The organism is Hymenobacter sediminis (assembly GCF_003231285.1).
Classification (GTDB): Bacteria; Bacteroidota; Bacteroidia; order Cytophagales; family Hymenobacteraceae; genus Hymenobacter; species Hymenobacter sediminis.
Genome location: NZ_QKNS01000003.1, coordinates 1 through 16,262 on the forward strand (window position 1 = coordinate 1; position 16,262 = coordinate 16,262).

The window sequence follows — 16,262 nt, forward strand, 5'->3', positions numbered from 1 at the left end:
TATGGTACTGCCTTCACCGGCGGGAGAGTCGGTCGCCGCCAACCTTATCATTTCCTGACGCCCCCCTGCGACTTCGTGCTGCAGGGGGGCGTTCTGCATTTATACCCCCCCCTGCTCCCCCCGGCCCTCCCTTAGAGCTTAGCTCGGAGACGTACATATGACATCTGGCACAGTAAGCACCAGTATTAACTGCAGGTTTAAGACGCTTACCTAGGCTGGACTTGACTACAGAGCCCAATACGTGGCTATGTGCACTTACTTTTAAAGGAGGTAAGAATAGCTTGTGTCTGTTAATATATGACACAAAGCGACCCTCAGATGAGTTATGTGATTAAAGTGGGCTAGTTGTTAGCAAAGGACACTTTGTGTTTATCTTCACGGATACACCTTTCTCATGGCATTTACCTATCCCTGGTTCTTAGCGGCTCTCTTAGCCATTAGTATTCCTATTGCTGTACACTTGTTTGAATTACGACGACCACAGAGGCTGTTGTTTTCCAATGTGGAGTTTATCAAGGAAGTCAAGCTAGTTACGGCTCGCCAGCGGCGCTTAAAGCACTGGCTGATTCTTGCTGTAAGAATAGGGTTGATTAGTTTCTTGGTCTTGCTATTTGCCCAGCCTTTTATTCCGGCACCTGAGGGCGCAGATAAGGCTGATAGCGTAGTTAGTGTGCTCGTAGATTCGTCTCCGAGTATGCAGCAGCTAGGAGGTGAGGATGCAGCTCTATTGGAACAGGCAATTCAGGAAGCGCAAGAGCTCCCGTTGGCCTTTCCGGCTGCAACCCGTTACGCCCTATTGCCTCATAGTCGTAATAAAGCGCTTAACGCTGCTGAGTACCGCGCTGAAATAGAGCAGATCCAGGTAAGTGGACAAAGCAGCAAGCTAATTCAGGAGCCAGCGAGTAATAATCAGCAGAGTGAAGGCCCATTGTTTGTCTTTTCAGATTATCAGCGCAATGTCTTCTCAAAGAAGACACTGGCTGAGCTTGATACATCTCGGCAAACCTTTCTGGTGCCTTTGGAAGCTCAGAGAAAACCAAATGTATTTATAGATAGCATATGGTTAGATGATGCTTTTATTCGTCAGGGAGTAGATGTGCAGGCTCACATTCGGCTGCGGAATGGTGGGCAAGAAGCGGCTGAAAATTGCCAGGCTAAACTATTCGTGGGCGAACGTCAGGTAGCATCATTCCAAACAGCTGTACCTGCGCAACAAGCTGTAACTACGCAGGTAAGAGTCCGGTTGACAGTCCCAGGGGTGCAACAGTGCCGTATTGTAGTAGAAGATTTTCCGGTGGGTTTTGATAATACCTATTATTTCACATTGCGTCCCGCTACCCAAATTTCAATTGTAGAAGTAGCAGATAGTAAGCAACTGGACCAACTCTATAGTAATGAGCCTCTGTTCACATATCATTATGCCACTCCACGATCAGTAGATTATAAAGTAATAACTAAAGCCAACTTAGTAATAGTACGAGAGGCAACGGCTTTATCAGCAGGATTGCAGGACGCATTGCGAGAGGCCACAGAGCACGGGGCTACGGTAGTAATAATACCATCTGGTACCGCGAGTAGCCGGGAAACATACGCTAGGCTTTTTCGAGGATTGGGTCTAGGACCTATTCAATGGAATGCACAACAGAGTGTTGCCCCGCCCTTGCAGGAAGTGGCTATGCCTAGTACGCAAAATCCTTTCTTTAAAGAAGTTTTTGCTGGAGTCAACCAACGGGTAGCTATGCCAAAAGCAGCGCCAGTGCTTCGGTGGTCTCGTTCAGGTGCGGAAATACTTCAATTGCGCGATGGAGAGGGGTACTTAGGTGGTTTCCCAAGTGGGAAGGGCATGGTGTATGTTTTTGCGGCACCACTAAGTCTTCCTTACTCTGATTTTGGTCAGCATGCTTTGTTCGTGCCAGTAATGTACCGGCTAGCTATGTTAAGCTATCAGCAAGAACAACAACCTGCATATCGGCTGAACCAACAGTCGGTTACTTTGCAGCTACCTGATGAGGTAGGCCCAGCCAAAGGAAAGGAAGCAATTTATCGCTTAGTGCAGGATAGCTTGGCTTATATACCCACTCAACGCCAGCAGGGGAGCATACTACACTTGGATCTGCCATCTGGCATGCAGAAGCCGGGGTTTTATTCACTGCAGCGCGATGGTCAAACCGTTGCTACGCTTGCCTTTAATTTCGATAAGCGTGAGTCGGATCTGCGGAGCTATTCAACCGCAGAACTGAGAGAACTCATAGGTCCTGACAGGCCCAACGTACATGTATATGATTTAGAGCAGGGGCAAACCGTTGCGGCTCGCTATAAGGCTACGCGCGTAGGTGTACCCTTGTGGCGCTATTGCCTGTTAGGAGCCTTGCTATGTTTGTTTCTAGAAGGGCTTCTCATACGGCTGAATCGGGGAACAGCGGCTGCTCCGTTGGCTGAGGCTGCCTAGATTGCAACGGTACCTAGTATCTTGCGGCCCGTATCAGATTTTTACTTTTAAAATTGGCTGCTTCTCCCCATCCGGTGCTGCGCACTGCCGTGCTACATGGTGCTATCACCGGTGCCCTTTGCATAGCTTGGGTACTATTTCTGTACCTCACCGACAATAATCCCTACGGGCCTAAACGCACGTTGTCGGATTTCTTTCCGCCTATTGCAGCTGTGGTCAGCCAAATACTACTGCGGCGCTATTATGCGAACGGACCGGGATTATGGAAATCTGTAGGGGTAGGGTTGCTGACTACCTTGATAGGGGCTGGTGTGGCTGCTGTGGGGTTGTATACGTTTGCGCGCTTAGCTGATCCGGGACTGATAGAGCAGCATCTGGTAGAAGCTCGTCAGTTATTGGCAAATGCGAAGGCTCTGTACCTCAAGCAGCCCAATGGAGCTCAACAATATGCGGCTACTCTGAAAGGGCTAGCGCATACGCCGGCTGCTTTTGCCCAAGATGAATTTGCTAAAAAGATCATATTCGGGTTGTTAATCAGTATTCCTGGGGGCGTGTTTTTGCGGAAATAATATACCTTTCCAGCCAAACTTTACATCCTTTCTGCTATGGAAAACACGATTACACCTACCGCATCACCAACCGTCGTTGGCATTCGTTACGGAATCCTCTTTGGGTTTATCGGTATAGTAGTTGATCTTGTTCTGAAGGTAACGGGTTTATCCTTTAGCTACCTAGCAACATTCCTGATATCCACTACAGTGTGGGTTGTCGGCATCACATTGGCTCATAAGTATTACAAAAAGCAGAACGCCGGTTTTATGACGTATGGGCAGGGATTGGTTATTGCCATGGTTATGGGCGTCATAAGCGGCTTGTTCACGGGAATTTTTAATTACATCTACGTCAATTTTATTGATATAAACTATGTAGATGCGATGCGTGCTGACATGGAAGCCTGGCTAGTCAGCAAAAATGTTCCCGAAGAGCAACTAGAAAAATCCTTAGCAGATATCAGCATGGAAAAGCTAGGTTCGCCGCTAAATATTGCTAAAACAGCCTTTGGAGGCATTCTTTTCGGGCTAGTATTCGCCCTTATTATTTCCGCCTTCACTAAAAACACCCGTCCAGAGTTTGAGTAAGCGTCTTTCGCAGCATTTTCCCGTTGAGCTATCTATTGTCATTCCGCTGCTCAACGAAGCTGAATCCTTGCCAGAGCTTACGCGCTGGATTAATCGGGTACTGAGCCAGCACGGGCTTACCTACGAGGTTATTTTGATCGACGATGGCTCGACGGATAACTCGTGGGAAGTAATAGAGGAGCTGGCGGCTGATGACCTGCACCTGCGTGGCATCCGCTTTAACCGGAACTATGGCAAATCGGCGGCCCTGAATGTGGGCTTCCGGGAAACCACGGGCCGGGTGGTGTGCACGATGGATGCCGATTTACAGGACTCGCCGGAAGAGCTGCCTGATCTGTACCGCATGATTACCCAGGAGGGGTTTGATCTGGTAAGCGGCTGGAAGAAGAAGCGCTTCGACCCGTTAAGCAAAACCATCCCGACTAAGCTCTTTAATGGTGTCACCCGCTGGATTTCCGGCATTAAGCTGCACGACTTTAACTGCGGTTTGAAAGCCTACGACAGCCGGGTGGTAAAGAGCGTAGAAGTGTACGGAGAAATGCACCGCTACATTCCGGTAATTGCCAAATGGGCGGGTTTCCGCAAGATTGGCGAGAAGGTGGTGCAGCACCAGGAGCGTAAGTACGGCACGACCAAATTCGGCCTGGAGCGCTTCGTGTACGGCTTCCTGGATTTGATGAGTATCACGTTCGTGAGCCGGTTTCGGCGCCGACCCATGCACTTCTTCGGAACACTAGGTACGCTGTCGTTTCTGGTGGGTATGCTGATTACGCTGTGGCTGGTAGCGGAAAAGGTGTGGCTGGCGGCGCACAATCTGCGCGCCCGCGACGTTACCGCGCAGCCTCTGTTCTTTCTGGCTTTGGTGGCCGTAATAGTGGGGGTGCAGTTGTTTTTGGCGGGTTTCCTGGCCGAAATGGTGCAGCTAAGCGGAGCCCACCGGAACGATTACCTGGTGCGGGAAAAGCTAAACCTGAAGTAGCAGTTAAGACAGCCGCCGAGCTAGAAATTAGCCCGGCGGTTTTATTTTCTACCGAATGAAAGTCGTCATTATTGGGCCGGCCTACCCCCTGCGGGGAGGGCTAGCCACCTACAATGAGCGGTTGGCCCGGGCGTTCCGTGAAGTCGGCGACGAGGTACGCTTGGTTACTTTTTCCCTGCAGTACCCCAATTTTTTGTTTCCTGGTCAGACGCAGTTCAGCACTGAGGCGGGCCCCGACGACCTGGAGATAGAAGTTAGCCTGAACTCAGTAAACCCGCTGAGCTGGTACCGGGTAGGGAACAAGCTGCGCCGGGAGCGGCCGGACCTAGTGATTTTTCGGTTCTGGCTGCCATTTATGGGGCCAGCCCTCGGGACGGTAGCGCGTTTGGTGCGCCGCAACCGTCACACCCGTGTAGTAGCCATAACCGACAATGTAATTCCGCACGAAAAGCGCCCCGGCGACCGGCCACTGACGCGCTATTTCCTGGCTTCCTGCCACGGGTTTGTGACCATGAGTAGGGCGGTGCTGGCGGATCTGCGACGTTTGCATTTCAAGCAGCCCGCCCTATACCGGCCTCATCCGCTTTACGATAATTTTGGGCCATTAAAGCCGAAAGCGCAGGCATTAGAAGCACTGCAACTCGACCCCCAATTTGGCTACCTACTGTTCTTTGGGTTTATCCGGGCATATAAAGGGCTGGATATCCTGCTGGAGGCCTTTGCGGATGAGCGCCTGGCCCGGCTGCCGGTGAAGCTGATTATTGCCGGTGAATTCTATGAAGATGCCGCGCCCTATGAAGAGCTGATTCGGCAACATAAGCTAGAAGACCGCCTGGTACGCGCCACCGACTTCATTCCCAACGAGAGGGTAGTAGATTACTTCTGCGCAGCCGATATGGTGGTGCAGCCTTACAAAAACGCTACCCAAAGCGGCGTTTCTCAGATTGCCTACCACTTCAGCCGGCCCATGCTGGTAACGGACGTAGGCGGACTGGCTGAGCTGATTCCGAATGGGGAGGTAGGCTACGTGGTGCCGCCTACCCCCAAGGCCATTGCCGATGCGCTGGTAGACTTTTATGAGCAGCAGCGGGAGCAGGAATTCACGGCGGGCGTGTGGGCCAAAAAGAAGGAATTCTCTTGGACCGAGATGATCAAGGCTTTAAAGGAGGTAGCGGGGTAGGGACTGGAATAAGCTAAAAGGAAAGGCTCCTGATAACAGACCAGTTATCAGGAGCCTTTCCTTTTATACTGTATGACTACAGCGGAACGCTACTCTGGACGGCCGCGAAAACCTTCTCGGCCGGCAGCTCCTCCATGCAACTGGTACCTAGCTTGCAGGAGCCCCGGTAGAAGCAGACGCATTCCCGGTCGGGCTGCACGAGCTGGCCGCGGCCGTAGAGGTCAAATTCGTAGGGGTTGAAGATGTTGTTCATCAGGATGGTGGGCTTACGCAGGGCAATGCTGATGTGCATGGCCATGGTCACCTGCGTCACGATGCCGTCCATCTGGTGCATCAGGTTGATGAACTGCTGCAGCGGAAACGTGCCTAGATAAGCTGCGCCGGTAGTGGCGTGCAGGCGGCGGTTGCGTTCATCTTCTGCCTCGCCGCCCAGCAGTACGGGGGCGTAGCCAGCAGCTTGTAATTGATTAATCAGGGCTGTCCATTTATCATCGGACCACAGGCGCGTTGTCCACCGGTCGCCGCAGCCGGTGTTCAGGCCGATTCGGGGGCGACCCTGGGGTAGGGCGCTCCAATCGTAGCCTTTGTCCTCGTGGGTGTCGAAAACATATTCTTCACCCTGAAACTCAAAACCGCTCAGCTCAAATATTTCCTGCACATAAGGCTTCTGGTTCTGCAGGCTGAGCTCATCAAATACACCCGTAAGGTACTTGTGTTCGGCCAGGGCGTTGCCGGGCCATGCTACCCCATACTGCTGGTGCAACGTGTAGCCGAACTTGTGGGTGGCCCGGATAGAGTCGTGGAGGGCACAGGCTTCTTTGTCTTTATCGAGGTTGAAAAGCAGATCAAATTCCCGTTGCTGCAGGTGGAGCACGGCAGGTAAATCTAGTTTTAGAACCTCGTCTATTTCACCCTGGGGTAGAATAGCGGGCGTGAGGGTTAGCCAGGTGATTTTGCTGGCCGGGTACTCCTGCCGCAACCGCCGCAGCAAGGGAGTAGTGCGGATAACGTCGCCGATGGCCCCGAGCTTGATGATAAGAATACGCTGTTGCACGGGGGCATACACGGGGCAGCCAGCGCACTGATAGCCGTGTTCTTTATTGGGACGGCAGGGAATATCACCGCGGAAATGGCGGCAGTCGGGATGAACGGTGATGCCGTGGAGAGAGGCCATGCAGGGAAATAGTAAGCGGCAAAAATAGGAAGTAGCACCCACAAAAAGGCCTTCGCACCAAGTGCGAAGGCCTCCTAGTATCCTGTATTGGGGGTAGGGCTTAGTGGTAAGTGTGGGTAGCCGCTGCGTTAAGCCAGATAAACAGAAGCTGCAGCTGCTTACAGCGGTACACCACCGAGCTTTATGCCAGCTTTGCTTTGTTCCTTCAGCTGCATGGCCCGCAGCTTCTTGCTGGAAATAAAAATAGTTGCGTCGTTGCTACCCGCGTTTTCATCGTAGCTCATGGTTACTTCCTTGCCGTTCCAGGCGAAGCGCTGCTGATAGGGGTTGTTCTGAGCACCAGGACCATATTGAGCAACCAACGCGGCCAGCACAGCCCGACTGTTGGTGAGCCCCTTGGTTTCCAGAATCACCATAGCCAGTTTGCCTTTATAGAACCCGTAGCGAATAGATGACAACTCGCCTTCACCCATGGTTTTCACATCGGTAGGGCGCCGGTAGAAACGCGTGTCGCCTCCCTTTTCTGCGAGGGCCAGGCCTTTGTAAGAATTCACAGAAGATTCAAAGCGGGCCCCGTGGAAGCCATACTGTTCATCGAGAGCCTGAATGCTGCTGGTTTGCTGCTCTTGGGCCGAAGCTGATACTGCTGACAGGCTGAGAAAGCAGAATAAAGTAAGAAGTTTCTTCATACTCAAAAGAGGGAAAGCTGAGCCGTAAAGTTGCGGCGAAATGCCTGAAAAATGCTTTTTCATTCAAGCGCCTGTTCCAACAATGAGGCCAGCTATAAGTAAACAAAGAGAGGTAGTGACCAGCACTACCTCTCCTTGCTCGGCTATATCCATCAAAATCAAATCACTATATCCTTTCCGCTGAATTTGATATAGCCTGAAAATTTACATGCCGGTATAGTTCGCCGGTGAAATAGCACGTAATTCTCCCTTCACTTGGTCATTTACTTCCAAGGCATCGATGAACTCACTGATGGTTTGCGCCGTGATGGGACCGTGCGTGCGGGTCAGGGCCTTGAGAGCATTGTACGGATCTGGGTAGTTTTCGCGACGCAGAATGGTTTGGAGAGCCTCAGCTACAACCGGCCAGTTATCGTCTAGGTCGCGGCGGAGGGCTGCTTCATCAAGCGCTAGTTTATCGAGGCCACGCTGTAGAGCCGTAAGGGCAATGAGGGTGTGGCCCAGCGGCACGCCTAGGTTGCGCAGCACGGTGGAGTCGGTAAGGTCGCGCTGGAGGCGGGAAATGGGCAGCTTAGCCGATAAGTGCTCCAGCACAGCATTGGCAATACCCAGGTTGCCCTCGGCATTTTCAAAGTCGATGGGATTTACCTTGTGCGGCATGGCGGATGAGCCCACTTCGCCTTCCTTAATGGTCTGGCGGAAATAGCCCAGGGAGATATACTGCCAAACGTCGCGGGCCAGGTCCGTGAGAATGGTATTGAGGCGCTTCAGTCCGTCGCAGAGAGCTGCTAAGTGGTCGTAGTGCTCAATTTGGGTGGTAGGGTAGCTACGCTTCAGGCCCAACCGGCCTTCCACAAACTGCTTGGCAAAGCTATGCCAGTTGACTTCGGGGTAGGCGACGTGGTGGGCGTTGAAGTTGCCGGTAGCGCCACCAAACTTCGCCCCAAAGGGCACCTGCCCCAGCAATTCCACCTGGGCATCGAGGCGGGCCACAAACACTTGTATTTCCTTGCCCAGGCGGGTAGGAGAGGCCGGCTGCCCGTGGGTGCGGGCCAGCATGGGTACCGTTGCCCACTCGGTGGCGCGCGTGGCCAGCTTGTTGCGTACTTTCGCGTAGGCGGGCAGCAGCGTATGAATCAGGGCGTGCTGGAGGCTAAGCGGAATAGCGGTATTGTTGATGTCCTGCGAAGTCAGGCCGAAGTGAATAAACTCCAGGTACTGACCAAGGCCTCGCGCCGTGAACTGGTCGCGCAGGAAATATTCCACTGCTTTCACGTCGTGGTTAGTTACCTTCTCATGGGCTTTTACCGCCTCCGCATCTTGGTCAGAGAACTGGGTGTAGATGCTGCGCAGGCCCTCCAAAGTGCTGGGCTCAATGGTTTGCAGCTGCGGAAGGGGTAGCTCACAGAGAGCAATAAAATACTCCACTTCCACCAGCACGCGGTAACGAATAAGAGCCAGCTCCGAAAAATACGGGGAAAGCGGCGCCACCTGACGGCGGTAGCGCCCATCGAGAGGCGAAACGGCGGTGAGGGGCGTAAGCGAGGCGTAGTCGACAGTAGCGGACATGCGTAGAAGAGAAAATTGGCCAGAACAGGCCAAAGGTAGCGGAAGCCAAGGCGTAGGCCAATCGGGGCGCGGGCCTTTTTCGCTACCTTTGTTGTTCGAGCGGCGGTGGGTTCGGCACGAATCTGGCAGGCCCGACCGCGACTTCCTTTCTCCCGATCTGTTCGCGTGACTCCAGCAACCAAGAAAAAAATCGGCATCGGCCTGGGCATCCTGGCGGCGCTTCTGCTCCTGGGCCTCAGTATCTTCCTGTTCAAGCGCCAGCAGCTTCTGGATTTCGCGTTGCAAAAGGTGAAGGCCAAAGTAGAAGCCAAATACCCTGTGGTACTCACCCTGGGGCCGGCCCGCTTCACTGACCTCAACACCGTGCAGCTCGACGGGGTGAGCATGGTACCCACCGCTACCCCCGATACGCTGTTGAAAGCCCAGGTAGTGCGGGCCTCCCTGAGCGTGCGCAGCCTGTTTGCGGGCCGTCCGGTGTTTAGTAACATGGAAATCAGCAATGCTCGCCTCACGGCGCGGCAAACGCGCTCCGGCAAAGACAACTATTCTTTTCTCTACCGGAAAAAGAAAAACCAGCCAGCCGTACCGCGCGACACAGCCAACGGCATTAACTACGGTCTGCTAGCCAACCAGCTGCTGGAGGCTACCTTCGACAACATCCCCGAGGAGGCAGACTTCCAAAACTTCCTAGTTACTTACCGCAGCCCACGTCATGAGGCTACCCTGACCATGCCCCGCTTGGCCATTGAGGATGGCGACATCACCGGGCAGCTCACGGCCATTATCGACTCGGTAGAAAACCGGGTGGGCGTGCAGGGACGCATTGATGCCAGTGACTATGAAGTAGATGCGCACATCTTTGGGCTCGACCGCCGTCCGGTGGTGTTGCCTTACGTGCAGAGCCGCTACGGGGCCCGGGTGCAGTTTGACTCCGTGCGCGTGAGCCTGAGTGAGAAAGACCTGAATGGCGAGGACGAACTCACGCTGAAAGGCACCGCCTCGGCCGCCAACTTCATTGTTAACCACCCCAAGCTTTCCGACACGGACGTGCGTTTCCCACGCGGTGGCATTGATTTCGTGATGAAACTGGGGCAGGCCTCGTTTGCGCTGGAGAAGGGCACGCGGGTGCTGCTGAACAAGATGGAGCTGTTTCCGGAGCTGAGCATGCGCCGCTTGCCGGTGCCCCAGCGCGTTATCGGGAAGGAAATCAACGGCCTCACCAGTCGTGGCCAGCTGCTGGCCGGTATACAGGTGAAGCTGAACGTAGAATCAGCAGAAACCAAGGCCAACGACTTCTTCGCCTCCCTACCCGAAGGAATGTTCGAAACTCTGGAAGGAACTCAGGCCGAAGGCACGCTGAAGTATCACCTGATGGCCGATCTGGACATGAATAAGCTGGACAGCCTCAAGTTCGACTCGGGCTTGCAGGCTACCAAATTCCGCGTAACGCGCTTTGGCCGCGAAAACCTGAACAAGCTGAATCAGGAGTTTCCCTACACCGCTTACAACGACAAAGGCGACTCGGTGAAAACCTTTATGGTAGGCGCCTCCAATCCGGAGTTTACGCCCTACAATGAGGTGCCTGACTACTTGAAATATGCCATCATGACGGCTGAAGATCCGCGGTTTATGACCCACCGCGGCTTCATGGAAAAAGCCTTGGTAAAGTCGGCCATTCACGACATCAAAGAGCGGCGCTTCGCCCGGGGTGGTAGCACCATCAGCATGCAGCTGGTGAAAAACGTGTTTCTAACCCGTAAGAAAACTCTGGTGCGCAAGGCAGAGGAGGCCCTGATAGTGTGGATTATTGAAAACACACGCCTGACCAGCAAGGAACGGATGCTGGAAGTATACCTGAATATCATTGAGTGGGGCCCGAAGATTTACGGCGTCCACGAAGCCGCAGAGTTCTACTTCGACAAGCACCCCTCCAATCTCAACTTGTCGGAAAGCCTGTTTCTGGCCAGTATTATTCCGCGGCCTAAGTCCTACCGAGCAGGCTTCAACCAGTATGGCGAGATGCGCGGTTCGGCCCGCTACTTCCACCGCCTGATTGCGCAGTTGATGGCCCGCAAAGGCTACATCTCGCAAAATGAGTACGAGAGCTTAGGTAACTCCGTGAATTTCCAAGGTCCGGCCCGCCAGTTCATTGTGCGTGCTACCCGCGACACCGTCCGTACGGTAGTAGCCGCCGATTCTTCGCAGTACGAGCCCCTCAACCTGATAGATTTGCTTGGCGGCGACACAGCGCCCGATGCAGGCGTGAATACTGGTCAGCAAGCTCCGCCCACCAACCAACCGGCTACCCCACCTACCAAGCCGTAGCCCCTGGCGCAGATAAACAAGTAGACAAACAAAAAGCCCGCAGCTACTACAGTTGCGGGCTTTTTCGCATCCATTCAGGTACACATTTCACCTCGGCTGGAGGGGGTTACGGCAGTTTCTCCGGAGGAATAGGGTCTTGCTTCGGAAACAGCAGCGACAACCCAACGGAGCCGGCCAAAATAAACCCGACTATCCCTAGAGAAATCCCCATAGGAATGTGAACCAGATTGGCCAGGAGCAGCTTGCCACCGATAAAGATCAGGATCAGTGAGAGGCCGTAGTGCAAGTAGTGAAACAGGCGCATCAAGCCTTCGAGGGCAAAGTATAGCGCCCGCAGTCCCAGCAAGGCAAACACGTTGCTAGTGTATACAATGAACGTATCGCGCGAAATAGCCAGGATGGCTGGAATTGAGTCGGCGGCAAATACTACGTCGGTCGTTTCCACCATCACCAGCACTACCAGCAGGGGGGTAGCGAAGAGCGTTCCGTTCTGGCGCACAAAGAATTTGCCCTCGTGCAGGCGGTTGGTAATTGGGAAGTGGCGGCTCAGAAACTTTACCAGCGGGTTGTTGTCGGGGTCGATTTCCGGCTCGCTGCCGCTAGTGGCCATCTTCACGCCTGTGTACACGAGGAAAGCACCCAGCACATACATCAGGAAGTGAAACTTAGCCAGCAACGCCGCACCGGCCAATATAAATATGGCACGTAGCACTAAGGCTCCGATAATTCCCCAGAACAGGATTTTGTGCTGATACTGCTGCGGTACTTTGAAATAGCTGAAAATGAGCAGGAAGACAAACAGGTTGTCAACACTCAGCGACTTTTCAATGAGGTAGCCCGTCAGAAACTCCATGGCCGCCTGTTTGCCCATCCAGTGGTACACCAGGTAGTTGAAGCTGAGGGATAGCAGAATCCAGAAGGCGCTCCAGCCCAAGGCTTCCCGCATGCGCACTACGTGGGCTTTGCGGTTGAACACAAGCAGATCGAGCAGCAGCAGAACCAGCACGAAGGCATTGAAGCCAACCCAGAAGAGCGGGGTGTTTTCCATAGGCGGTAAGATACACGACCTGCGTCATTTGCCGCCGTCGGGCACGCTGGCCGTGCCCGGTTTTCTTACCGGCTTTCCGAGGCCGAGGTTGCGGGTACGCCCGCCAGGGTAGTTTCCTCGCGTTGGGACGCTACCTGCTCAAAACGCCGAAACCAGCTACTGATCTTCATCTGCACCACGCCAAACAGAGCTTCCTTGAAGATGCCCTTGCTCATTTTGGAAGCGCCACGGGTGCGGTCCGTGAAAATAATAGGCACCTCCTTGATGCGGAATCCATATTTGTAAGCCAGCCACTTCATCTCAATCTGGAAGGCATAGCCCACAAACTTGATTTGATTGAGCGGAATGGTGCGCAACACCCGTGCTGTATAGCATTTAAAGCCAGCCGTAGCATCCATAATGGGCATGCGGGTAATCAGGCGTACGTAGGCGGAGGCAAAGTACGACATCAGCACCCGGTCCATGGGCCAGTTCACCACATTCACGCCCTGAATGTAGCGTGAGCCGATAGCCAGGTCGTAGCCCTGGTAGGCGCAGGCGTCGTAGAGGCGGATAAGGTCCTCCGGGTTGTGTGAGAAGTCGGCATCCATCTCAAACACAAACTCATAGCCGCGGGCCAGGGCCCAGCGGAAGCCGTGAATATAAGCCGTGCCGAGGCCCAGCTTGCCCTTCCGCTCCTCCAGAAACAGCCGGCCCTCAAACTCGGGCATGAGGCCGCGCACAATGTCGGCTGTGCCATCCGGCGAGCCGTCGTCGATGATAAGCACATCGAAAGCCTGAGGCAATGAAAAGACCTTACGGATAATCAAATCCGCATTTTCACGCTCATTATAGGTCGGTATCAGGACAAGCCCGTTATTCATTGCCGTAAAGGTAGAAGTTTGTTTTGGGTGCCGTAGCAGATGAACAGGCCGCGGCGCGCAAACTTCGGGTGGTAGCTACAGATGCAAAATAATAGCCTCAGGTTGCCTGCCAGCTACTATCCTTCAGCTAACAGACAAGATGAAAGCATAAGTTCTTGCCCTGGTAAAGAGTATGGGTAACTGCTAAAAGCGTGTGCGGAAGTCGTGGATTTTAGCTGGCGGCAAGGGTAGCAGCCAAGGTGCGCGCGTGACGCACACAATCGGGTACGCCAACTCCTGCCCGCCAGTTGGCGGTAACGTGCATGCCCTGCAAAGCCAGAGTATCGGCGGCGGCGTGGGCCGGCACAATACGGGCATCGAACTGCGGAATAGCCCGCTCCCAATAGTAGCGGTATTGCCACAGCGGCTGCGCGCCGGGGGCTACCCCATACAACCGGCTTAACTCCTGGTGTACGGCGGCTTTCTGCTCTGCTTCGGGCTGGCGGGCCTGGGCTTCGTACTGGCTACCCCCCACGAAGGTGGTAAACAGCACCTGCCCAGCCGGTGCCCGCTCCGGAAAAATAGAGCTGGTCCAGATGCTGCCAGCGGCGTAAGGTTGCTCTACTTGGGGGTGCAGGGCTCCAAAGCCATCTAAGGGATGCTGTACATCGGCGCGCTGGTAGGCGGTATACACGGCCGTCATGGGTGGGTAGTGCACCTGGGCGAGGGCTGCGGCCGCTTCGGGAAACTGTGTTTCCAGCAACGAGGCTGCCGTGTAAGCCGGCAGCGCCAGCACTACCTGCTGGTAGAGGCGTGGTGCGGGGCCGGCGGTAGTTTCCAGCTCCCACAAGCCATCATCTTCGCGGCGGTGGAGCAGGGTAGCCGCCTGCCCGAAATGAGCCCGCCGCAGCTTACGCGCCAGCGTGTCAGTGAGCGTTTGCAGGCCTTCGCGTAGGGTAAAGATGCGCCGCCGGCCCCCAGGAGCCCCCTTACTTTTCATGAGACCCCGCACCACCGAGCCGTGCTGCTGCTCTAGGGCCGCCAGCTGCGGGAAGGTTTTGTGCAGCAGCAGTTGCTCCGGGTCGCCGGCGTAAATGCCTGAGATGAACGGATTCAAAGCATAGTCCACCACTTCAGGCCCGAAGCGACGGCGGAAGAAGTGGGCCAGGGTTTCCTGGCTATCGGGGGGTAGGGCCGGGCGGGTTAGCTCACGCAGAAAATTAAACCGGGCTTTCAGGCTGAAGAAGGAGCTGGTAAGCAAGGCTGGGGGCGAGGCAGGCAGCTTCTGGTAGCGGCCCTCCCGGAGCACGTAGCGGTTCTGGCTCACGGCCGCCGCATCCTGAATCTGGGAAGTTAGGCCCAGGCCATCGAGCAGCTCCCGCAGCTCGTCGGAGAGCTGCAGCGAGTTAGGGCCGGTTTCAAGCAGGTAGGGGCCGTGCTGCTCTGAGCGAATGGTACCACCGGGGCGCGGCGCGGCTTCAAACAAATCATAGTCGAGGCCGGCGCGCTGCAGGTACCAGGCCAAAGTAAGGCCCGAAATGCCGCCGCCCAGAATTGCAATGGCCATGTGGTGTTTTAGGTGAGGAGTTGGTGGAGCAGTAAAGTGAATAGTAAATCGTGACGGGTAATGATGAGAATAGCAGTAAGGAAACGCAAAGATAACAGGTTGGGGTAGGGCGTTACCTTTGCCGGGTTGAGGTTATTTCAGGTAATCATTCATCATATCACCGCTTGCTCCATTCCCATTCACCTGTCACGATTCACCGCCTCACCCAAAACATCAATGAACAAAGCTGTATTCCTGGACCGCGACGGGGTATTGAATGAAGAAATCGGGCACTACGTTTGGAAGCTGGAGGAATTCGTAGTGCTGCCGGACGTGGCCGATAGTCTGGCTCGGCTAAAACAAGCCGGTTACTACCTTATTGTCGTCACCAACCAGGCGGGCATTGCCAAGGGACTGTATTCGGCTGCCGAGGTGCAGGCCTGCCACCAGAAGCTGCAGCAGGCAACGGGAAACCTTCTGGATGCTCTTTACTTCGCTCCGGCTCACCCGAGCGTATCGGAATCGTTGGCGCGCAAGCCCGGTTCGCTTATGCTGGAAAAGGCTATAGCCCGCTTCCGCCTCGACCCGGCCCAGTGCTGGATGGTAGGCGACCGGCTGCGCGATATGCAGGCGGGGCAGGGGGTAGGAATACGGGGCATTCTGATTGGTGCGGCTGAACCGGCCGACTACCAGCCCCGAGTGGTAAACCTGCAAGCCGCCACGGATATTATTCTGGCAAATTCCAGAACGCTTATTTAACGCTTAAAGCCTCAGGAGCCGCCTTCTACCTAAGAAAACGGCTCCTGAAGCTTTAAGCCAAGATGCCAGCGTTGCTACTGACGCTCAGTAGCTTCGGCGGCCGATGCCATAGCTGGAGCAGCTACCCGGGTATCGGGCTTGGTAGCTGAATAAGCAGGACACTTTGTGCGGCATGAGGCAGTGCCCAGTAGTGCAGCTACACTGAATAGGAGTAGTTTCTTCATGAGAAAATGCAAAATTTTGATTCCTGAAAGCCCAACTAATCAGCTCAACAGCAGTGCTTTCCGGTAGTTAACGATTCGCTAACAGCAAAATTGTCTAGTTCGTTCTAAATAATAAGTTGGTTGATAAGTACAAAAAAAAGCCTTCCCCTAATGGAGAAGGCTTTGCGCAAAAACAGAGGTAGTGAGCGTAACTCAGGTAACCTACTGACGCTCAACGGCCGGCCCATGTTGAGCCGTTATAGTAGAAGAAATGCGGGAGGCATCTTTCGTGCTGCTATACGCCGGGCACTGAGATTTTTTGTTGCAGGAACCCAGGCCAAGGCCAGCCAGGCAAACAAG

The 16,262-nt window shown here is 54.3% G+C and carries 13 protein-coding genes; 7 read left to right on the forward strand and 6 right to left on the reverse strand.

Going from position 1 to position 16,262, the window contains the following annotated elements:
* The first annotated feature begins 394 nt into the window (after positions 1-394).
* The 5 genes from DNI29_RS09040 to DNI29_RS09060 are packed head-to-tail and all read left to right on the forward strand — an operon-like array spanning position 395 to position 5,747.
* Complete coding sequence (locus tag DNI29_RS09040) at positions 395-2,449, forward strand: BatA domain-containing protein (protein ID WP_238388053.1); 2,055 nt, start codon at positions 395-397, stop codon at positions 2,447-2,449.
* Between the two features lie 53 nt (positions 2,450-2,502).
* Positions 2,503-3,018, forward strand: a complete 516-nt coding sequence (locus DNI29_RS09045) for a DUF4199 domain-containing protein (protein WP_162303561.1) — start codon at positions 2,503-2,505, stop codon at positions 3,016-3,018.
* A gap of 36 nt (positions 3,019-3,054) precedes the next feature.
* Entirely contained in the window at positions 3,055-3,588 is a 534-nt protein-coding gene (locus DNI29_RS09050; protein WP_110977792.1) for a DUF4199 domain-containing protein, read from the forward strand.
* Positions 3,581-4,567, forward strand: coding sequence for a glycosyltransferase family 2 protein (locus tag DNI29_RS09055; RefSeq protein ID WP_110977793.1), 987 nt, complete (start codon positions 3,581-3,583; stop codon positions 4,565-4,567). Before DNI29_RS09050 ends, DNI29_RS09055 begins: the two co-directional genes overlap by 8 nt.
* Before the next feature lie 55 nt (positions 4,568-4,622).
* Entirely contained in the window at positions 4,623-5,747 is a 1,125-nt protein-coding gene (locus DNI29_RS09060) for a glycosyltransferase (protein ID WP_110977794.1), read from the forward strand.
* A gap of 76 nt (positions 5,748-5,823) precedes the next feature.
* Here the strand turns inward: DNI29_RS09060 and DNI29_RS09065 are convergent, their stop codons facing one another.
* The 3 genes from DNI29_RS09065 to purB all read right to left on the reverse strand — a co-directional run bounded on the left by DNI29_RS09065 (position 5,824) and on the right by purB (position 9,179).
* Positions 5,824-6,921 carry a glycosyltransferase family 9 protein gene (locus DNI29_RS09065; protein WP_110977795.1) on the reverse strand — a complete coding sequence of 366 codons (1,098 nt, stop codon included), beginning with the start codon at positions 6,919-6,921 and terminating at the stop codon, positions 5,824-5,826.
* Between the two features lie 158 nt (positions 6,922-7,079).
* The gene (locus tag DNI29_RS09070) at positions 7,080-7,610 is read right to left on the reverse strand and encodes a hypothetical protein (protein ID WP_123823164.1); all 531 of its coding nucleotides are present in this window, start codon (positions 7,608-7,610) and stop codon (positions 7,080-7,082) included.
* 204 nt (positions 7,611-7,814) lie between these two features.
* Positions 7,815-9,179, reverse strand: coding sequence for an adenylosuccinate lyase (gene purB, locus DNI29_RS09075; RefSeq protein ID WP_110977797.1), 1,365 nt, complete (start codon positions 9,177-9,179; stop codon positions 7,815-7,817).
* Positions 9,180-9,344: 165 nt separating this feature from the next.
* On the opposite strand from purB, the gene DNI29_RS09080 reads away from it, so the two are divergent.
* A complete protein-coding gene (locus DNI29_RS09080; protein WP_110977798.1) occupies positions 9,345-11,504 on the forward strand; it encodes a biosynthetic peptidoglycan transglycosylase in 2,160 nt (719 codons plus the stop codon).
* Positions 11,505-11,610: 106 nt separating this feature from the next.
* Here DNI29_RS09080 and DNI29_RS09085 read toward each other — a convergent pair whose 3' ends face one another.
* The 3 genes from DNI29_RS09085 to hemG form a co-directional block, all read right to left on the reverse strand.
* Positions 11,611-12,552, reverse strand: a complete 942-nt coding sequence (locus tag DNI29_RS09085; RefSeq protein WP_110977799.1) for a TerC family protein — start codon at positions 12,550-12,552, stop codon at positions 11,611-11,613.
* A gap of 65 nt (positions 12,553-12,617) precedes the next feature.
* Positions 12,618-13,415, reverse strand: a complete 798-nt coding sequence (locus DNI29_RS09090) for a polyprenol monophosphomannose synthase (protein ID WP_110977800.1) — start codon at positions 13,413-13,415, stop codon at positions 12,618-12,620.
* 211 nt (positions 13,416-13,626) lie between these two features.
* Positions 13,627-14,961 (reverse strand): protoporphyrinogen oxidase, encoded by a 1,335-nt coding sequence (gene hemG, locus DNI29_RS09095; RefSeq protein WP_110977801.1) that lies wholly within the window; start codon positions 14,959-14,961, stop codon positions 13,627-13,629.
* 216 nt (positions 14,962-15,177) lie between these two features.
* Between hemG and DNI29_RS09100 the strand changes: the two genes are divergently transcribed.
* Positions 15,178-15,699, forward strand: a complete 522-nt coding sequence (locus DNI29_RS09100; protein ID WP_110977802.1) for a D-glycero-alpha-D-manno-heptose-1,7-bisphosphate 7-phosphatase — start codon at positions 15,178-15,180, stop codon at positions 15,697-15,699.
* The last annotated feature ends 563 nt before the right edge of the window (positions 15,700-16,262 follow it).